Below are 18,932 nucleotides of genomic sequence, written 5' to 3' on the forward strand. Positions count from 1 at the left end.
CCTCAATATTTCCACCTGCGGTAGGTTTGTTCTGTCGGGCTTTCCCTATTTTTAACCAACCAAAATTTTAAATCTTTAACTATGAGGATTCTACTTAACGCATTGCTCATTCTGTTGCTGGTACTGCCTTCCGTGGCGCAGGAGAAAGTAGATACCGCAATGGTATCACGCATTAAAAAAGAAGGCTTTGAAAATTCACAGGTCATGAACATACTCGGTATGCTTACCGATGTGCATGGCCCTCGCTTAACCAATTCGCCCGGTTATAAAAGCGCGGCAAATTATGCCAAGGCTGAGTTGGAAAAATGGGGTTTGCAAAATGCCCACTTTGACTATTGGGATGAAGACTTTGGCAGAGGCTGGTACCTGAAAAAATTCAGCTTGCATGCTACGGCACCGGTTTACTTTCCGGTGATTGCATTCCCGAAAGCATGGACACCTGGGATAAAAGGTAACGTTCAGGCGGAAGCTGTTTACCTGGATATTCAGAAGGAAGAAGACCTGGAGAAGTATAAAGGAAAGTTGAAAGGAAAGATTGTGTTGTTCAGTTTACCTACACCGGTGAAGCCTGGTTTTGAACCCGATGCCCGCAGGTGGGAAGAGAAGGATTTGTTGGACATGGCTAACTCAGGCCCGACTGAAGCTTTTCGTGGCAGGAGATTTTTTGCACCAACAGAACCGCAGCGGTTGGCATTCAAGAAGTGGGATATGTGTATGAAGGAGGGAGCATTAGCTATCCTTGAAGCAAGTCCGAGTTCTCGCCTTGAAGATGGTACTGTTATGGCTTCAGCAGCAACGGTTCCCTATCCACCGGAAGCTCCTTTTGAAGGACGGTTACAATCACGTAGTGCAAATGCGCCAAAAATTTTACCGCAAGTTGTTGTTTCAGCAGAGCACTACAACCGCATGGTGCGGCAGATTCAGCAAGGCATCCCCGTGAAACTCGAGATGGCACTTGAAACAGAGTTTACGCCAAATGAAAAAGGTTTTAATGTGATAGCTGAAATTCCGGGTACGGATTTGAAAGATGAGGTGGTGATGATTGGTGCCCACCTGGATTCGTGGCACAGCGGAACGGGTACTACGGATAATGCTTCTGGTTCAGCCGTAATGATGGAGGCGATGCGCATCATTAAATCGTTGGGAATTAGCCCAAGAAGAACCATTCGCATTGGCCTGTGGGGAGGTGAGGAGCAGGGATTGATCGGTTCACGTAATTATGTGAAACGTGTGTATGGTGTTCGTGATGGTGAAAACATTGCTTACAAACCAGGAGCAGAGAAATTCTCCGTTTACTTTAACATGGATAACGGCACCGGTAAATACCGCGGTGTGTACATGCAAGGCAATGAAAAAGCGCGCGTAGTGTTTCGCGAGTGGCTGAAGCCGTTTGAAAAGTTAGGCGCCTCTACATTGACGTTGCGTAACACAGGTGGCACCGATCACCTGGCATTTGATGGCATCAATTTGCCCGGTTTCCAGTTTATTCAGGACCCGATTGAATACTTTTCCCGTACACACCACACCAGCATGGATTTGTACGATAAAGCCATTGAAGAGGATTTAAAACACAACGCAGTCATGACAGCCGCATTTGCCTGGCTGGCCGCTAACCGCGATGAGTTGTTTCCAAGAAAGGATTGATTAACGCTTTGCGCCTTCGCGTCTTTGCGGTGAAATCTTTCAACCGCAACGATGTGAAGGCGCAAAGTTTTTATACCTGCCTGTAGCGAAAGCAATCCACCAGGTGATCGTTCACCAGTCCGCAGGCCTGCATGTGTGCATAGATTACCGTGCTGCCGACAAACTTAAATCCACGCTTCAGCAAATCTTTACTCAGCGCATCCGATTCTTTTGAGGTAGCTGGGATCTGTTTCATGGTTCTCCATTTGTTTACAATCGGTTTACCATTCACGAAACTCCAGATATAATTATTGAAGCTCCCAAATTCTTTCTGAACCTCCAGAAAACGTTTGGCATTATTAACAGCCGCGTACACTTTCAGTCGGTTGCGCACAATGCCGGGATCAAGTAAAAGTTTCTCCAATCGCTTTTCGGTAAATCGGGCAACTTTCTCCGGATCAAAGTCGGCAAATGCCTTTCGATAACCCTCGCGTTTTTTAAGAATAATCTCCCAGCTTAAACCGGCCTGAGCGCCTTCCAGGATTAAAAATTCAAAATGGGTGCGGTCATCGTGTACCGGAACGCCCCATTCTGTATCATGGTATTCAACGTATTGATCGAATTTCAGGCACCAGGGGCAACGCGTCTTTTCTTTTGCAGGCATAAGTTGTGATTGTTAGCAGAACAAAGTAAGTTTAATGGAGTGACAACCCTGTGTCAGTACCAAATTACATGTAAATAAATCGTTATGAAAAAGTATACCTTTCTCTTTTGCCTTGTTCTGCTTTCCGGTTCTGTGTTTGCCCAAACACCTGAGGCAAAACTTAAAGAGCTAAATATCGAATTGTTTAAGCCGGCTGCGCCCATGGCCAATTATGTTCGGGCGGTCCGCACCGGTAACTTGATTTTCTTGGCCGGTCACGGCCCAACGCGAGCAGACGGCACCAACATTCAGGGAAAAGTGGGCAAGGATTTAACGATTGAACAAGGCTACGATGCTGCGCGGCAAACCGGCATTGCGTTGTTGTCAACTTTAAAATCGGAAGTAGGCGATTTGAGCAAAGTCAAACGCATTGTAAAAGTGCTGGGCATGGTAAACTGCACGGAAGATTTCAAAGACCAACCCAAAGTGATCAATGGTTTTTCCGACCTGATGGTAGCCGTGTTTGGCGAAAAGGGGAAGCATGCCCGTTCAGCCGTAGGCATGTACGCGTTACCCTCCAACATATCGGTGGAGATTGAAATGATTGTAGAAGTGGAATAAGCGTTCTGCTTACTTGCGCAGTCATTCTTCAATCGGTCTTGCCATCGACATCGGCACCAGCAACATTAAAGCACTTGTTGTTGATGCTGAAGGCAGGGAATTATTTTCAAACCAATTGCCCTGCGTAACGCATCATCCTCAAGCAGGTTTTTCAGAGCAGAATCCGGAGAAAATTTTTGGAGACGTTTGTCGGGCAATTCAATTGTGCCCAACTGAAATCAAGAAAGACATTTCGTTTATTAGTCTGAGTAGTGCCATGCACAGCATGATGGCTGTAGATGAAGAAGGTAATCCACTTACTCCGTTGATTATCTGGTCTGACCTGCGCAGCAAAGATGAAAGTAACAGCATTCGCAAGAACAAACATCTTGTTGATCAACTTGCCCGAACCGGAACCCCGGTTCACCCCATGTCGCCTTTATGCAAGATTATGTGGTGGCAGAAGCATCAACCCGAAATAATTGAGCGCGCGCATAAGTTCATTGGCATTAAAGAATACATCTGGTTCAGATTTTTTCGCTGCTATGAAGTGGATCATGGCCTTGCATCCGCAACCGGCTTATTGGATATAGAAAAGAAATCGTGGTTTGGTCCGGCTCTTGAATTGGCTGGCATTAACAGCGACAAATTATCATCACCCGTTTCAGTTTATCATCATCGTAGTATTACTAACAAGACCTTATTGACTGAGTTGGGATTGTCTTCAGCGGTTCCTGTAATAATCGGATCAAGTGATGGCTGCCTGGCGCAGTTGGGCAGCGGAGCGATGGATTCAAATGCACTTTCCTTAACCATCGGCACAAGCGGGGCGGTAAGAAGAGTGGTAAGAGGAAAGAATGACACGTATAATCCGCTCGTGTTCCGATACCTGCTCGATGAAGACACTATAATTGAGGGAGGCGCTACCAACAACGGTGCGGTATTAATCGATTGGTTTCAAAAAAGTTTTTTGAACGAAACAATCAGCACAGAAGAATTTATTGAGCGTGCTTTCACGGCACCTCCGGGCGCTAACGGACTTCTTTTTCTTCCTTATATCTATGGAGAACGCGCTCCACTGTATGATCCGGATGCATCCGGTATTTTCTTGGGGATGCACCAGCAACATCGGCAGGAACATGTTATGCGCGCTTTGCTGGAGGGGATCGTTTTTGCGCTCTACGATATTGCCACACTGATTGAAAACAACAGCGGAGCATACGGGCACATTATTGCAAGTGGAGGTTTTGTGCGTTCGCACAAGTGGTTGCAACTTGTGGCGGATGTTTTCGGCAAGCCGGTTCATGTTCCTCAGCGCGAAGATGCCTCGGCATGGGGAGCAGCCTTGTTGGGCTTCAGCGCCCTTGATATCCCCACTCATGTTGGTGTAGTACAGACGACCACCATTTATCCAAACGAATCCGTGCATCAGCAATACAAAATCCAGTGGGAGCAATTCAAAAAATTACAGGTATTGAGTCAATCGTTCCGGTCTTGAGTCGGGGTTTAAGCAAGAATGTTTTAATTTTAGCGTTCACCAAACCCTGTTCGCATGCAACTCGGACTCATCGGCTTAGGTAAAATGGGCCACAACCTTGCCCTCAACTTTACGCGGAACAACCATAAAGTGTATGGGTACGACACCAGTTCGGCTGCTTTGGAACGGCTCAAAGGCGATGGCGTGTCAACGTGTTCTTCGCTGGAAGAAATGGTGCACAACTTACCTGCGCGAAAAGTAATCTGGATAATGGTACCTGCCGGGAAAACGGTTGACATCATCATCAATAACTTATCGCAATACCTTCGGCCGGGCGATGTAATTATTGACGGAGGCAATTCGAATTATAAAGACTCACAAACGCGTGGGCGTGAGCTTGAAAAAGTCGGCATTCATTTACTCGATTGTGGAACCAGCGGAGGAGTTGATGGCGCGTTGCATGGTGTGTGCACCATGATTGGCGGAGCCCCAGATGTATTTAGTTACTGTGAACCATTGTTCAAATCCATTTCCGTTGAAAACGGATACCTGTATTGCGGCCCCATCGGCTGCGGGCATTTTGTAAAGATGGTGCATAACGGTATAGAGTACGGCATGATGCAGGCCATAGGCGAAGGCTTTGAGTTGATGAACAAATTCAATCCCGATCTGGACCTGGCTTCGGTCGCCCGTGTATGGAATCATGGCTCTGTCGTACGCAGTTGGTTAATGGAGTTATCACAACGTGCGCTCGAAAAGGATAAGAACCTGGAATCAATTAAAGGAGTAGCGCATTCTTCAGGCGAAGGCAAGTGGGCGGTAGAAAGTGCATTGGACATGGGCGTGTCGCTACCGGTGATAACCCTTTCGTTATTGATGCGTTACCGCACCCAAACCGATGACACCCTTTCCGGCAAACTGGTAGCCGCTTTGCGCAACGAGTTTGGTGGACATGGTGTGGAGCGGAAGTAACGGAATCTCAAAAAGACATTAACCACAAAGAACTCAAAGATGGCACCAAGTTCACGGAGAAAAACCTAGACTCTCTGTCTACTCCGTGTAAAACTTTGTGCGTTCTGTGGTTTTGGATTTTTGGTGTATGATTATGATAGCGCCTGTTCCAAATCCTGAATCAAATCCTCCACCTCTTCAATCCCAACTGAGAACCTTATCAGGTTGTCGGTTACGTTAATCTTGGCGCGCTCTTCAGCACTCATTTTGGCATGCGATGTTTTTACCGGTGAACAAATCGTGCTTTCCACTCCACCCAAACTCAATGCCCGCTTGATCAATTTCAATCGGCCCATAAAAGCATGTGGATCACCCATCACTTCAAACGAGAGCATCCCTCCAAAGCCACCCGGCATCTGCGCTTTGGCAATTGTGTGTCCGGGATGATCGGGTAAACCGGGATAATACACCTTTCCAACTTTTTTATGCGTCTTCAGCCATTGTGCCAGTTTCAATGCATTTTCATTTTGTTGCCGCACGCGCAGCACAATGGTTTTTAAGCTGCGCTCCACCATCCAACACGTGTGCGCATCCAACGATCCGCCAAAGTGAAACGCGCTGTTCCAGATTTGTTTGATGTGTGCGGCTGAGGCCACGGCCACACCACAACACAAATCACTGTGCCCGCCAATGTATTTTGTTCCGCTGTGCGTCACCACATCAATGCCCAGGTCGATTGGATTTTGATTAACCGGAGAGGCAAACGTATTATCGATGATGGTGATGAGGTTATGTTTTTTGGCAATGGCGGCAACGGCTTTAATATCCGTAATGGTAAGTGTTGGGTTGGAGGGTGTTTCAATATAGATCACTTTCGTGTTGGGCCGGATGGCTTGCTCGAATGCTTCGGGGTTAGTGCCATCCACCAGGGTATAGTCGATGCCGAATTTGGGGAACTCTACGGCCACCGCGTTAAATGTGCCGCCATATAAATCGTTTTGGAGCACGGCATGATCACCTTGTTTAAGAAAAGCAAAGAAGGAAGTCATGATTGCGGCCAGGCCGGAGCTGAACACCAGCGCATCTTCTCCGTTTTCGAGGGCCGCCATTTTTTGAGCCACGGCTCGTTGGTTTGGGGTGTTGAAATAGCGCGGGTACTGCGTTTCTCCTGTGCCTTCATAGTCGTATGCGGAGGCCGGGAAGATGGGGTTAACCGTTCCTTTGTACAGAGAATCTCCGGGTGAGCCTGCATGAACGCTTTGTGTCAGTTTGGATGAGCCGTGTGCCATGGTGCATGATAAGTTTGCGCTAAAGATAAAGGGTTGAAGCGATGTTGCAGAGGTGTTTTCTGTTTGTGGAATGAAAAAGGCTCACCTTTTTTTAGTACTTTACTCGCCACAAACACCAACCCCGAAAGTTATGAGCAAGAAAATTTCAAAAGCCAAGGCCAGGAAGATGGCCGATAAGTTCAAGAAAAATGGAAAGGGCGTGCATTCTGCAATGTTTGCCGCAGATCAGTTTGAAACATTACTAAAGCAATCAAACTGCAAGGGCATCCGGGTATATAATGCATATGATGAAGACAAGAAGCATTTTACTATGTTTTTAGTAGGAACTGATGCTAACGGAAATAACTTGCTTCCAAGTAGTGACGATTTGATAGAGGGAGAGGAGTATTCGATTGAAAATGACAGCAAAACTTGTCCGCCAGATTGCCCCCCGAATGACCTGTGAGTATACTGTCATTAAATAATATTTCACATTACGCTTCTTGGTTGGGCAGTTTGATTATTTCCATCATCTGCCTGATAGACTTTAAAAAAAGACCAGATTATGTAAAAGTGCTTGGTATTTATGGACTGAATAGTGTAATATTTTCTCTTCTTCAGGAGCTTTCCTCACTTTTGTTTCAGAACCAACATATAAACACCATTGGACATACCTATGTATTGTTGGAGTCAATCATTCTATCCTGGTTGTTTTATTTAGTAATACCATTCAGCAGATTTCGGCAGGCTATCCTCTTTTCAATTTCACTTTACATTCTTGTTTTCCTTTTTTCATTTTTGCTTTTCCCGAAATCAGCACATGCTATTATCCGGTCTGTCCGTGATTTGCAGATAATAATTTTTTGTTTAGGTTATTTCTTCTATTTGCTTCGTGAATTACCTCAGGATGATTTGATGAAATTCCCAATGTTTTGGATCAATACTGCTTTGCTTATATTTTTTTCCGGAACTTTTGTATTATCCTATTTCAGAGAATACATTGTTGCTATGATGAGTGATAGGTTTGCAGACTATTGGATATTTCGTAATTTCTTTCGTTTTGCCTTTTGCCTAGTATTAGCCTATGGCGGTTGGCTTAATCTTAAGAGTATTCGCGCAAATCAAAGCTTAAATTGATTGGGAAATGGTGAATATGAATTTAACTATTACTTTCATAGACGAGTTGGAGGATGGCTATCCGTATTCAATTGAGAATGAGGGGCAAAGGTGCCCACCTAATTGTCCACCGAATGATTTATGAGATGACCCACGTTTAGTCTATTTGCGTTTGGATAATTTGTTCCTCTACACATTCTCTATCTATTCACAATGGTTTGGAAGTATCATTGTAATGCTTGTTTGTGTTTTTTACTATAGTCAAAGACCGATTTATATTAGGGTGCTTGGGTTCTATGCAATGACCAGCGTCTTTTTTCAAATCCTTTTGACAATTGCCACTTCGTTATTTCAAAACAGGTGGGTAAATGAAATAGGAGATACATTTGTTTTATTTGAAGGAATACTTCTTCCACTTGCGTTTTATTATGCACTGCAAATCCGTACATATCGCAGGTGGATCATAGCCGGTATTTTGTTTTATGTGATAATTTATGGCAGCGCTTTTTTTTTCTTTGGTGAATATTTTTATTCGATCATTCGTGGTGCACGGGATTTGTTGATGATTCTTTTGTCAATAAGTTATTTCATCTATTTAATGCGGACCCTGCCGGAAGAGGATTTGCTTAAGTTTCCGATGTTTTGGATCAACACGGCTATGCTGATCTTCTTTTCGGGCACGTTTATTTTATCATACCTGATGGATTACATCATGACGGTAATGCGGGATCAGTTTGCTCATATTTGGACCTTTAGAAATTTCTTTCGTTTTGCGTTTTGCCTTGTGTTGGCCTATGCGGGTTGGCTCAACTTGCAATCCATTCGCGCACAAAAATCCGGTTAACGCCATTAGGCGCTCTTGTGTTCGCTTTGTATACTTGTTGTCGTGGAACAACAGGCACTTTCCGATTTCACTATCCTTTTCATATTCGTCACATCCGGCATGCTCATCCTGGCGGGAGGCATCGTTTTTTTTGTGCTCTTTTATAAAAAGCGCATGCTCGAAGCACGCCTGCGTGAGCAAAACCTGGAAGTGATGTACCAGCAAAAAATGATGGAGGCGGCCCTCGAGTCGCAGGAGAGTGAGCGCAAGCGCGTGGCAGCCGACCTGCACGATGGCATTGGCGCCATGCTCTCGGCTGTGCGTATGAATTTGGGTACGTTGGCCCGCACCGAATCGGTGAGTGCAGAGACCATTCAACCGGTAAAAACCATGCTGGATGAAACCATCGAGTCGGTTCGTAAAATCAGTCGCGACTTATTACCCTCAACCCTGGAAAAATTCGGACTTAATGTTGCCTTGAAAGAAATGTGTGAGCGCTTTCAAAGTTTAACGGATGCCGGCATCACCTATGCTGAGCAAGGAGAGGCTGTTCCGATGGAGAAATCGCGTGAAATTTTTGTGTTTCGAATTGTTCAGGAGTTAATCAACAATGCGCTGAAGCACGCCAACGCAAGTGCCATTTCTGTACAGGTAAGCTGGGGTACTCAGCTTACCATTGTTGTAACCGATAATGGTAAAGGTTTTTCAGCTGATGAACAACCCAAAGGCCTTGGTTTGTTCAACATGCAAAACCGGGCGCGTGTTTTACACGGCACGTTTATTATAGAATCCAATACATCTTCCGGTACAAAAGCAACCCTAACCGTTCCATTAGCATGAACAAAAAAATTACCCGCGATATAAACGTTTACATTGCTGATGATCATACGCTTTTTCGCAAAGCGATGGTGAACCTGCTGCGTACGTTTAGCCGAGTGAATGAAGTAAAAGATGCAGAGAACGGAAAAGAATTGCTGGAACTGGTGAAGAAAGAGCCACCACAAGTGGTGGTTGTAGATTTACAGATGCCCATCATGGATGGAGTAGAAGCAAGCGAAATTCTGGTGAGAAAATTCCCGGATGTAAAAGTGATTATGCTCACCATGCACGACAGCGAAAAATATATTCTGCACATGGTGGAGTTGGGTGTACATGCGTTTTTGTTAAAGAACACCGAACCTGAAGAATTGGAGCGTGCCATCTATACCGTACACGATAAGGATTTTTACCACAACGACCTGGTGGCAAATGTGCTGCGCAAAAGTATACGTGAACAATTGGAAGCCAGACGGCCAGAGTTTTCGCGAATCAGCCTTACCGATCGGGAGAAGGAAATACTGCACCTGATTTGTAAGGAAATGACCATTCGGGAAATAGGGCTTCACCTGAACATCAGTGAAAATACGGTACGCAACCATCGGGTTAACCTGATGGAGAAAATTGGCACCGACAACGCCATTGGCCTGGTGCGTTTTGCGTATGAGTCTGGCTTGTTGACGTAAGATTTGATTGAATATCCCACTCCCTCAACCTTCAGAAAGTTAGCACGCTGAGGAAATAATGGGCAAAATTTAACCTGGTAACATTCTACCATTTTAATAGTACAATTTTACTACTCCTCTTACCCGCGAGTTTTTTCCAAAGCTTCGTTTTGCCCCTCATTTTCAGCCTGTTAGGTGGGCAGGTATGTTGAGAGGTGCTGACATGACTTCAATGCGGCACAAACATCATTTCTCAATTGCTGATCTTCAAAGGCGTTTCAGGTTAATTATTTAGGTTTTATGAAAGTCCTTGTGGTTCACCGGCAAAAAGAAGTTGTCGACCAGGTGCGTCTGGCACTGAGCAGCACAGAACCGTACATCCGGTTTTTTCAATCCGGACTTGACGGTTTGTTGCAGGCAAAGGTGCAGGAGTTTGACCTGATCGTATGCGGCACCGATTTGCCGGTGATCACCGGGTTTGAATTGGTGCGCTCACTGCGCAACAGTTCGGTTAATGCCAATACCGCGGTAGTGTTTCTGGCCGATGAACCAGATGTTCGGACTGAACATTTGACCAAATCATTAAAAGCTGCCGGCACATTGGCCATGCGCGACATGCCTGAACAACTGCCGGTAATAGTAGGAGAACATTTTCCGCATTGATATTTCAGTGCGGTAAGACCATAATGCCATGCCACGCAAAACCCTCTCAAGCGAATGCGTGTATTCGCACATTAGTTGGCTCCCAACCCTCCACTCCCGCAATGTGCGGGAGTTGGAAGGACGGGTAAAGAACTTACAATGCTCCCCCGAGGCAATCGTTTAAAATGCGTAGTACGGAAGTGCTGCGCATTGTTTCTGTAGGCCAATTCAACATCTAACATCTTTGCGTTTCACTTCGCGCTTGACGACCTGTTTGCACAGGCAGGTTTGCGTGAAATTTGCCTATCATTACTACTTAATACTCCACTATGAAACAAGTCATCTTAATTAACTGTCTGCTCCTCATCATGATACTCACGAGCAGTGCACAAAAAATCGAAAAGGAATACATCAACCCAGGCCCTGGCTATACCCAGGTTGTTACCGCAACAGCCAACGGAGTAAAAACCATTTATGTTTCCGGCCAGGTGGGCGAAGGCAAGAGCCTGGAGGAGCAAACACGCTCGGCCTTGTTGAATGTGAAGAAGCAACTGGAGCAGGCCGGTGCATCTTTTGCCGATGTGGTGAAGATGAACTGGTACATTGTGAAGTATGAAGAAAAGGACTTAGATGTATTTCGTGGTGTGCGTAAGGAAATTATGGGCGAAACAAATATGCCGGCCAGTACCTTGGTTGGGGTTTACTCATTATTCAGAAAGGAATATTTGATTGAGATAGAAGCAATAGCTATTCTTAAAGAATAATCTTTTTCAGCTTTACGCTTATAGCGCTATTTTTAACCATGACTTTTTTCTTTCGTGTTCTGACAACTGGCTTCTTGTTGATCTCTACGCTTGTTCATGCCCAGGAAAAATCAAATTACAAACTCGAAGTTTCATCGGGATACGATGGGAAGGATGAGCTCATTCAACTGAGCAGCCAGCCTATTCGGCTGACCTTTACCGTGCAGGCTGATCCGTATCAGTTTAATACTTCCATACCCGGCAAGCTGAAAATCATTGCCTCAACCGACACCATCCCGGATGCAGGTGATCAACTTGTTCTTGATTCTGCGTGCACACTGCCGGATTTCAATTATACCGAAACCCCTGTTCGGCATAAACTGAAACCCGGAACCTATTACCTGTTTATTTTCTATGAGGCTAACGACCAGAATAAGTGGGCCGTAAAAAGTAATACGGTTCGGAAAAAGCTCAACCTGTTGGATGTTACCATCAGCGTCAAAGAAGCGTGGCTGTCACATGTTAAAACTTCTGAATTCAGTGAAGAAAAATCGGTTCACATTGAAGTTGACCTTAATCTTAGCTGTTGTGCCCAATCGTTAGGAGAATTCAATAGTCAATGGGAAATAGGGTTGGCAAAGAAGCAGAACGGAAAGGTTGAAGTGATTCAAACATTCTATCCACCGGATTCACTGTTGGAGGCATCAAACAAATTTATCTGGGAGGAATCCGTTTATACCGATCTTGATTTCTCGATCTTCAACTTCATGGTGGTGCGTATGACATCCGCCTATTTTACTGAAGGTTACCGAACCATTCCGGATCAGACATTTACGATTCCGCTGAAAGTAATTCGCGATGTAACAACCTTGAATGCGTTACGCAGAAAGCAATATCCTTTTCTTACCTATGGTGAATTTCAGTTGACAGACAAACAACTGGAAGAACTGAATATTGATGAGCTTTATACGGAGGCGCAGAAATTTTATAAGCTGACTGCATCGGCACTCAAGGCCATTCAACATAAACAGCCGGATGCGGCACTTCAGTATACGGATTCAGCTTTTGCATTGGCTGGTAGCCAGAAGGCCAGCACATTATTGTTTGTGGCTCCTGGTGTGGTTGCCAACTTGTACTCGGGTATTATTCGCTGGGCTGATGCGTATAACGTGCCCGTTGATCGTGAAGCATTAAACTTTAGGCTAGGCGAAGCCATGAAAATGGAAGACCTCATAGAATCAGGTTACGGAGCACTCACTCAAAAAATTCTTCCCGATAGTTTGTGGCTTGAGAATGAGATGGAAAAGGGCGGATTTTATTCCGAAGATGACCGGTTTCAACATGATAATCTCACAAACCTCCCGGTGATTTGGGCAGATTATACTGTTCCGACTTTGGAGCATTTCATTCGCATTATTGATTTTGAATCAGCAGATAAAGTTGCTTCGAATGCCGGCAGGCATCTTAAACTTGTAAAGCCTGTATGGGAGTTGTTGGCTGCCGATACCATGCTGTATACACACTTTGCTTATCTCGGTAACGCATTAAGTGAGCAGAACGACATGTTGGCTTTCAGTAAGGCCAGGCTCCAGTACTATGCACAGTCTGGATTATATGCGGCTGGTGAAGAGGCTATAGCAGAAGCCGCGTTGGCATTTGCTTGTAGTTATCAGTTTGCACCTGAAGATTTCTGGAAAGGTGTTGGCATGTTTTACGAGGCTATGGGCGCATTTGAAAAAGCTGACTCGCTGTATGCGTTAAGTGATGAACATGTAAACGCACTGCGAAATCAAAAAAAGCAGAACAATGAGGTTGGCCTGCTTCGTGGTAACAATGTGGCTTTACTGAACGCAAAAAGAAATGGTACGCGCGATGAAAAACTGGCTGATGCATTGGTAAAGGCATTGGAAAAATTGCGGCAGGATAACCTCATGGTTTACCTTGACATGATTAGCAATAAGGAAGTAGCGCAAAAGGTTGGCTTTTTGGGAAGTGATGTTTACGTTAACCTGTACTGGAATCAATACAAGCAACTGGAGTCACAACAACAATATTTTGTGGCAAATGAATGGCTGAAGGAGTTGGCTTTTCTGTTAGGACGTGACGGTAAATACGATGAATCATTGACCCTCTATCATAATTTATTTACGATAGAAAATCTAAAGGCAATTGCCTTCCGGCTCGGGTTTTCCGAAGAAGCGCAACTTTATTATTCGCAAAAAATGCAGGAAGATTTCAGTCGCTTTTTACGTGTAGCGTTAGTCTACCAGCAAAGCGGTGAAACCGATAAACTAACTGAAGTGGTGGAAGCTTGCTACCAGCAGGCACTTTTCAATCATGCATTTGTATTGCGTGGAAATTTTCGTTTGCTGTATGATGTGTACCGCTCGGAAAATCAGCGCGTTCAGGAGTTGAACGTTAAATGGCAGTTGCTTCGGGAGTATTTGAATAAGCTGTATGTAGCAAATGAACCCGACCGAAAGGGAATGGCTTTGCTAAAGGCTGAAATTCTGAAAACCGAACAAGAGCTTATTCGCCTGGCCCGCGATACCTCAAGTATGGTGTACGACTATATTCCACCAGTTGACTCAATCCAGAGTAAATTAAAAGCCGAAGAAGCGGCTGTTGAAATCATTCGGTTTACCGAAAACGGATCAGGTTATTATTCCGATCAGCCACGTTATGCCGCCCTCGTGGTCACTCCCTCTTCGGTTCAATTGATTCCTTTTCCTGCAGAGGGAACGCACATGGAAGGGCGCCAATACAAATTGTATAAAAATTCCATTCAGTATAAAATAACAGATGAAACTTCGTATTCGGTGTACTGGGAGCCTGTCTTGAACGTGTTGAAAGATGTTCGCAAGGTGTATTGGGCGCCCGATGGGGTTTTTCACCTGATTAACATGGGTACGTTATTTAACCCGCTAACACAGCGTTACCTGATGGAGGAGATTGAAATCGAAACCATTCCAACACTAGCTCAGCTAACCTTGCATCAGCCATTAACCATTAAGTCGGCAACTGTGTTGGGTAATCCTGTCTACGGTCCATCGGTTAGTTCAGGTGCTGATACGGTTCGCTCCTCACGAGAGTTTTTTACTGAACAACCCATCACCCCGTTACCGGGAACGCAAAAGGAAGCGCAAGCCATCACCACTTTACTGGAGCAGAAGCATGTTAACGTTAATTTGTTAACCGGGGAAGGGGCAACCAAGCAAGCTTTGTTTGAGAAAAATCAGGTAGATGTACTTCATCTTGCAACCCATGGATTTTGGATTGATCAGCCGGGATCTGCATCGTCATATCAAAACATTTATGAAACCTTGTCCGGTTCCGGTTTAGTGTTGGCTCATGCGCAAGAACACGATACTGGTAATAAATTTAAGTTAAGCCCTTCTGGTATTGTTACCGCAGCTGAGATACAAGACATGAATTTATTTCGTACAAAGCTTGTCGTGCTATCAGCTTGCGAAACGGGATTAGGTGAGGTAGTACCCGGTGAAGGATTATACGGTTTGAAACGATCGCTACAGCGTGCAGGTGTTGAGCACATGATTACTTCATTGTGGAAGGTAGATGATGAAGCCACCATGAAATTTATGACTTCCTTCTATGAATCCCTGGTTTCAACCGGCCATGTGAATGAGTCATTTCGAAAGGCAATGATTGGTTTAAAGCAGGTTTATCCGGAGCCTTATTATTGGGGAGCTTTTGTGTTGACCAGCGGAAATTAACAGAAAAGTTAAGCGTATTTCACTTCAGTTCATGATGGTAAAAAACTACCATTTTCATAGTAGAATTATACTACCCTGGATTTCTAAAAACCCCCAATTCAGTCAGGAAATACGGTTTTTTTACTTTCCTTATTAAAAATCCAAAAAACTGTGATAGAGCCTTTTCCGATATTAGATAAGGCAGTAAAGCCTTGATTATGGGATGGAACGTGTTGAACTTATTTACTAGCAGACAAGAGGATAGCCTACCTGCCGTGCTGACTGATCCTACCCTGTATTGTGTAGAGACGATCCAGCGCACGTACTACGGTAGAATTATTTTTCAGGATGATGTACAACTTCGGTTGCAAACCGAAGAAAACAAGGCGGTAAAAATTTTAAAAGAGAACATCAAGCGTGTGCAGGTTATGCGCGCCTCGGCTGAACAAGAAATGCAAAGCAAATGGAAACAACATTGACCTATAAGTTAGCCCTGCTTCATTTGATACATGTGCTGGTAAATGCTGACGGGGTAGTGGATGAACGTGAACGCCAGGTGTTGGAAACCATCCGCAGGGAAGAGAACATTTCGGATGCCGTATTTCATGCATTTGAAGCAAGAATACTCAGCAGTGCCACTAAAAATGTTTACGAGCATGGAATGAAATTGCTGGAGGATTGCTCAGACGAAGAAAAACTACAGGTATTTGCTCACCTGTACCGTATGGCGCTTGCCGATGATGATATGAATATGCGTGAAGTTCGCTTGTTGTTTTATGCGTTACGCACTACTCAAATCGATTTTGATGATGTGATGCTCGTTGCGCGGATGGCCTCCTGATCATTTCGCGGCATACATCCAACGAAACACCTTTTCGTCTACATGAACAAAATACAAACCACCTGGAGCATGATCGGGTAGGGTTATGCGTATGCGATCATCGGGCATGCGCTCAGCGGATATTCCCAACGTGGTACCGGTAGAAGAATAAACACGCACTTGCTTTACGAGGCCTGAGGGTGTAAAGTAGTAAAGCTCAGGTTGGTTTGAAGGATTTGGATGCACCGAAACGGTTAACTCATCGTTCCCGCTTAACTCCGGTATTTGTTGAATCGCATGGCGGGTTCTGACATCTAAAAATTCAGCAAGACCATACTTGACGTGATTGTCTCCCATTCCGATGGTGAAGGATTGAAGAAAGTGGGTGTGCGTAAAACCGAACGATTTATTGAAATAGGAATCTTCCTGCACGGCATCAGTAAGCAGAATTTTGTAAGCTTCAAGCTTTGGCAGAATAAATTCTTCGTTAAAAACTTTCTCCAAAACCTCAGCCAGGTAATGCACATACTGTTGTTTGAATGCAGGCACATTAAGAATTCGTTTTGTTAAGGGCATCGGAAGTTCTGTTCTTGCCCAGGCATTTAAATCCCGGGTGGCCCAATCACGGTTTACCCAATCAATGCCCCAAGTATTGTCGGCATCGTATGGAAAATATTCAAACCGCTTTTCTTCTCCGTTATAAAACAGGTAGTAGTTGTTCATGTTGTAACTATACCCATCCCAGTGGCCGATCAATGCTTCTACAGCCAATTGACGCAAGTATTTGTCAACATTAAAAACTTTTACAATCTCGGTGGCAAAGCTTGCGGTTGATGTAGTGTTAAGCACATGCACAAAATGATTGAGTTCTGCGCGGGTGTCATCCTCTTCATTGATTTCCGATTCAAATACCGATTCATTAAAAACCTGACCATCATTCATCAACGTAGCACCAAAACTGCATTTATACAGGAATCCTTCTTCGTGTCCGTATCGGTCGTTTAAAAATTCATCATCGATCTGTTCAACATTAGTGTACACACCCATGTATTCATCGTTGATGTACAGTTGCAAAGGAAAAGTACGTGCAGCCGGAATATCCATTTCGCGAAAACACAGTAGTGAAAGAGGTTCACGAAAATGCGAGGGGTCATTAACGTTGGGCTTGAGGTTGAATTTTTTGTAGTCGAAAAACTTTTTACCCCCAAATTCCCGAAAGTCGATTTTGAATGGTTTCTTTTCATGATACCGTGAGGTGTTACCACGCAAACGGATGCCCACTTTCTTTTCAAGAATTGTATCCAACTGTGAGTTGACCATATGAAAAGTTGCTTCCAGGTAAACCTCGCTTTCTACATTATCCGGATGGAGCAAAAAGGCTTTGTCTGTTGGCGCCATGGTAAGCCGGATAATGGCTAGTTCGTCAGGGCGGTAAACCGCATCAATGCTGGGGTTTATTAGCTGTGCCCAAAGGGCGGGATGAATAAATAGGAGAAGGAGGGCCAGCCGTTTCATTTGGCCAATATCGGTAAAAATTGCCTGTTTTTGCCGAAGCCAAAGCTGGTCAAATGATCTGTTTTCCACAGGTTATCGGTACATTACTTTTTCATTATCAACGGGTTACAGTAAACTTTTCTCTCGTTAAAACGTTATCTTTACAGTAACAACCACTAATACCATGACTACAGCAACGCAAAAACTCCAGATTTTGGAGAAGCTGGATGCCCTGGATCAATCGCAGTCTGAAAAAGTACTGGCGTACATTAAAAATATGCTGGTTACTTCGCAGGATGAAAATCAGTACAAGCGCTTTAAACGCGAGGCCATGAAGGAGATTCGCAAGGCGCTCAAAACTGATCGTAGCCTGAAGCTTCAGGCTTAGGCGATTGTCACTCCTTCCTTAAATAACAGACACGTTTCGTGTTTGAAGTAGCCTTATACACTTTACTGATTCCTGATCTCAACAAACGTCTTCTTTCAAGGAAGGTTAATTGTGTTGAACGTAGTTCTCCCATTTTTCAAGCACAGCTTTAAAATCATCGGGTAGCTCTGAATCGAATTGCATGAACTGTTTAGTATCGGGATGAACGAAGCCCAGGGTTTTGGCGTGCAGTGCCTGGCGTGGAATCAGTTTGAAACAGTTGTCCACAAACTGACGATACTTGGTAAACACGGTGCCTTTTAAAATCTGATCGCCACCGTAAGTGACATCGTTAAAAAGTGGGTGGCCGATGTATTTCATGTGCGCCCGTATCTGGTGTGTGCGCCCGGTTTCAAGTTTACATTCTACCAACGAAACGTAGCGCAAATCTTTTAACAAGTTATAATGCGTAATGGCGTGGCGACCAAAATCACCATTTGGAAACGGTGCAGTAATGCGCCTGTCTTTCAGACTGCGACCAAGGTTTACATTGATTGTTCCAGCAGCAGGCTCAGGCACACCCCAAACAATGGCGTGATAGGTGCGTTCAATGCTGTGATCAAAAAACTGTTTGGCCAAAGCCGTCATGGCTTTTTCGGTTTTGGCTATCACCAGTAAACCGGAGGTATCTTTATCTATACGATGAACCAATCCGGGTTTCCCTTCATTGCCCGGAAGTTGGGGCAAGTTTTTGAAATGATAGGCCAGGGCATTTACCAATGTGCCGTTCCAGTTTTGATAAGCCGGATGCACCACCATGCCCGGAGATTTATTGATCACAAGCAGGGCATCATCTTCATACACGATGTTCAGCGGAATGTTTTCCGGAATAATATCGGTATCGCGGGGTGGCTCTGGTAATGAAATGACAATAACATCGTTGGGATGTACCTTGTAGTTCGATTTAATGGGCTTGTCGTTAACAGTTACGAATCCATCGTCAATCCCTTTTTGAATTTTTGAACGCGAAACGTTGGCCAATCGGTCGTTCAGGAATTTATCAATGCGTATAAGACTTTGCCCCGGATCAGCCACAATGCGGTGGTGTTCAAAGAGCAGTTCTTCGTCCTGGTCGTCTGGTTGTTCAGGTTCATGATTCATCTTCGCAAAA

At 44.6% G+C, this 18,932-nt stretch carries 19 protein-coding genes; 15 read left to right on the plus strand and 4 right to left on the minus strand.

Features of this window, described 5'->3' with window-relative positions:
* Positions 1 to 81 precede the first annotated feature (81 nt).
* A complete protein-coding gene (locus QY309_17830) occupies positions 82 to 1,644 on the plus strand; it encodes a M20/M25/M40 family metallo-hydrolase (protein ID WKZ59706.1) in 1,563 nt (520 codons plus the stop codon).
* Between the two features lie 70 nt (positions 1,645 to 1,714).
* Here QY309_17830 and QY309_17835 read toward each other — a convergent pair whose 3' ends face one another.
* Positions 1,715 to 2,287, minus strand: a complete 573-nt coding sequence (locus QY309_17835; GenBank protein WKZ59707.1) for a DNA-3-methyladenine glycosylase I — start codon at positions 2,285 to 2,287, stop codon at positions 1,715 to 1,717.
* A gap of 84 nt (positions 2,288 to 2,371) precedes the next feature.
* Between QY309_17835 and QY309_17840 the strand changes: the two genes are divergently transcribed.
* Genes QY309_17840 through gnd form a run of 3 tightly spaced genes read left to right on the plus strand, consistent with a single transcriptional unit; the run spans position 2,372 to position 5,315 of the window.
* The gene (locus QY309_17840) at positions 2,372 to 2,887 is read left to right on the plus strand and encodes a RidA family protein (GenBank protein ID WKZ59708.1); all 516 of its coding nucleotides are present in this window, start codon (positions 2,372 to 2,374) and stop codon (positions 2,885 to 2,887) included.
* Between the two features lie 13 nt (positions 2,888 to 2,900).
* The gene (locus tag QY309_17845; GenBank protein ID WKZ59709.1) at positions 2,901 to 4,364 is read left to right on the plus strand and encodes a gluconokinase; all 1,464 of its coding nucleotides are present in this window, start codon (positions 2,901 to 2,903) and stop codon (positions 4,362 to 4,364) included.
* A gap of 54 nt (positions 4,365 to 4,418) precedes the next feature.
* Positions 4,419 to 5,315, plus strand: a complete 897-nt coding sequence (gene gnd, locus QY309_17850) for a decarboxylating 6-phosphogluconate dehydrogenase (GenBank protein ID WKZ59710.1) — start codon at positions 4,419 to 4,421, stop codon at positions 5,313 to 5,315.
* 131 nt (positions 5,316 to 5,446) lie between these two features.
* On the opposite strand, the gene QY309_17855 is transcribed toward gnd, so the two are convergent.
* Positions 5,447 to 6,583: a PLP-dependent aspartate aminotransferase family protein gene (locus QY309_17855; protein ID WKZ59711.1), complete on the minus strand. Its 1,137-nt coding sequence runs from the start codon at positions 6,581 to 6,583 to the stop codon at positions 5,447 to 5,449.
* A 130-nt stretch (positions 6,584 to 6,713) separates the two neighbouring features.
* On the opposite strand from QY309_17855, the gene QY309_17860 reads away from it, so the two are divergent.
* From QY309_17860 to QY309_17905, 10 genes are all read left to right on the plus strand, one after another.
* Positions 6,714 to 7,028, plus strand: a complete 315-nt coding sequence (locus QY309_17860) for a hypothetical protein (GenBank protein WKZ59712.1) — start codon at positions 6,714 to 6,716, stop codon at positions 7,026 to 7,028.
* Complete coding sequence (locus QY309_17865) at positions 7,025 to 7,699, plus strand: hypothetical protein (GenBank protein ID WKZ59713.1); 675 nt, start codon at positions 7,025 to 7,027, stop codon at positions 7,697 to 7,699. The genes QY309_17860 and QY309_17865 overlap by 4 nt, the downstream gene beginning before the upstream one ends.
* 307 nt (positions 7,700 to 8,006) lie before the next feature.
* Positions 8,007 to 8,522 carry a hypothetical protein gene (locus tag QY309_17870; GenBank protein WKZ59714.1) on the plus strand — a complete coding sequence of 172 codons (516 nt, stop codon included), beginning with the start codon at positions 8,007 to 8,009 and terminating at the stop codon, positions 8,520 to 8,522.
* A gap of 42 nt (positions 8,523 to 8,564) precedes the next feature.
* Positions 8,565 to 9,341, plus strand: a complete 777-nt coding sequence (locus QY309_17875; protein ID WKZ59715.1) for a sensor histidine kinase — start codon at positions 8,565 to 8,567, stop codon at positions 9,339 to 9,341.
* The gene (locus QY309_17880) at positions 9,338 to 10,003 is read left to right on the plus strand and encodes a response regulator transcription factor (GenBank protein WKZ59716.1); all 666 of its coding nucleotides are present in this window, start codon (positions 9,338 to 9,340) and stop codon (positions 10,001 to 10,003) included. Before QY309_17875 ends, QY309_17880 begins: the two co-directional genes overlap by 4 nt.
* 279 nt (positions 10,004 to 10,282) lie before the next feature.
* On the plus strand, positions 10,283 to 10,645 hold the full coding sequence (locus tag QY309_17885; GenBank protein ID WKZ59717.1) for a response regulator: 363 nt from the start codon (positions 10,283 to 10,285) through the stop codon (positions 10,643 to 10,645).
* A gap of 308 nt (positions 10,646 to 10,953) precedes the next feature.
* Positions 10,954 to 11,388 carry a RidA family protein gene (locus tag QY309_17890; protein ID WKZ59718.1) on the plus strand — a complete coding sequence of 145 codons (435 nt, stop codon included), beginning with the start codon at positions 10,954 to 10,956 and terminating at the stop codon, positions 11,386 to 11,388.
* 38 nt (positions 11,389 to 11,426) lie between these two features.
* Positions 11,427 to 15,101 (plus strand): CHAT domain-containing protein, encoded by a 3,675-nt coding sequence (locus tag QY309_17895; GenBank protein WKZ59719.1) that lies wholly within the window; start codon positions 11,427 to 11,429, stop codon positions 15,099 to 15,101.
* A gap of 197 nt (positions 15,102 to 15,298) precedes the next feature.
* Entirely contained in the window at positions 15,299 to 15,559 is a 261-nt protein-coding gene (locus QY309_17900) for a hypothetical protein (GenBank protein ID WKZ59720.1), read from the plus strand.
* Positions 15,544 to 15,921, plus strand: coding sequence for a TerB family tellurite resistance protein (locus QY309_17905; protein ID WKZ59721.1), 378 nt, complete (start codon positions 15,544 to 15,546; stop codon positions 15,919 to 15,921). The genes QY309_17900 and QY309_17905 overlap by 16 nt, the downstream gene beginning before the upstream one ends.
* On the opposite strand, the gene QY309_17910 is transcribed toward QY309_17905, so the two are convergent.
* The gene (locus QY309_17910; protein ID WKZ59722.1) at positions 15,922 to 17,415 is read right to left on the minus strand and encodes a CotH kinase family protein; all 1,494 of its coding nucleotides are present in this window, start codon (positions 17,413 to 17,415) and stop codon (positions 15,922 to 15,924) included.
* A 163-nt stretch (positions 17,416 to 17,578) separates the two neighbouring features.
* Here QY309_17910 and QY309_17915 point away from each other — a divergent pair, with 163 nt between their 5' ends.
* On the plus strand, positions 17,579 to 17,782 hold the full coding sequence (locus tag QY309_17915) for a hypothetical protein (protein WKZ59723.1): 204 nt from the start codon (positions 17,579 to 17,581) through the stop codon (positions 17,780 to 17,782).
* Between the two features lie 105 nt (positions 17,783 to 17,887).
* On the opposite strand, the gene QY309_17920 is transcribed toward QY309_17915, so the two are convergent.
* Complete coding sequence (locus tag QY309_17920) at positions 17,888 to 18,922, minus strand: RluA family pseudouridine synthase (protein ID WKZ59724.1); 1,035 nt, start codon at positions 18,920 to 18,922, stop codon at positions 17,888 to 17,890.
* Between the last annotated feature and the right edge of the window lie 10 nt (positions 18,923 to 18,932).

It is taken from the genome of Cyclobacteriaceae bacterium (assembly GCA_030584025.1).
In the GTDB taxonomy this organism is placed as follows: Bacteria; Bacteroidota; Bacteroidia; order Cytophagales; family Cyclobacteriaceae; genus UBA2336.

Coding starts and splice junctions, on each gene's coding strand:
- QY309_17860 (WKZ59712.1), top strand. CDS start 6,714: ATGAGCAAGAAAATTTCAAAAGCCAAGGCCAGGAAGATGGCCGATAAG.
- QY309_17905 (WKZ59721.1), top strand. CDS start 15,544: ATGGAAACAACATTGACCTATAAGTTAGCCCTGCTTCATTTGATACAT.
- QY309_17910 (WKZ59722.1), bottom strand. CDS start 17,415: ATGAAACGGCTGGCCCTCCTTCTCCTATTTATTCATCCCGCCCTTTGG.
- QY309_17880 (WKZ59716.1), top strand. CDS start 9,338: ATGAACAAAAAAATTACCCGCGATATAAACGTTTACATTGCTGATGAT.
- QY309_17840 (WKZ59708.1), top strand. CDS start 2,372: ATGAAAAAGTATACCTTTCTCTTTTGCCTTGTTCTGCTTTCCGGTTCT.
- QY309_17830 (WKZ59706.1), top strand. CDS start 82: ATGAGGATTCTACTTAACGCATTGCTCATTCTGTTGCTGGTACTGCCT.
- gnd (WKZ59710.1), top strand. CDS start 4,419: ATGCAACTCGGACTCATCGGCTTAGGTAAAATGGGCCACAACCTTGCC.
- QY309_17890 (WKZ59718.1), top strand. CDS start 10,954: ATGAAACAAGTCATCTTAATTAACTGTCTGCTCCTCATCATGATACTC.
- QY309_17885 (WKZ59717.1), top strand. CDS start 10,283: ATGAAAGTCCTTGTGGTTCACCGGCAAAAAGAAGTTGTCGACCAGGTG.
- QY309_17855 (WKZ59711.1), bottom strand. CDS start 6,583: ATGGCACACGGCTCATCCAAACTGACACAAAGCGTTCATGCAGGCTCA.
- QY309_17895 (WKZ59719.1), top strand. CDS start 11,427: ATGACTTTTTTCTTTCGTGTTCTGACAACTGGCTTCTTGTTGATCTCT.
- QY309_17835 (WKZ59707.1), bottom strand. CDS start 2,287: ATGCCTGCAAAAGAAAAGACGCGTTGCCCCTGGTGCCTGAAATTCGAT.
- QY309_17900 (WKZ59720.1), top strand. CDS start 15,299: ATGGGATGGAACGTGTTGAACTTATTTACTAGCAGACAAGAGGATAGC.
- QY309_17915 (WKZ59723.1), top strand. CDS start 17,579: ATGACTACAGCAACGCAAAAACTCCAGATTTTGGAGAAGCTGGATGCC.
- QY309_17920 (WKZ59724.1), bottom strand. CDS start 18,922: ATGAATCATGAACCTGAACAACCAGACGACCAGGACGAAGAACTGCTC.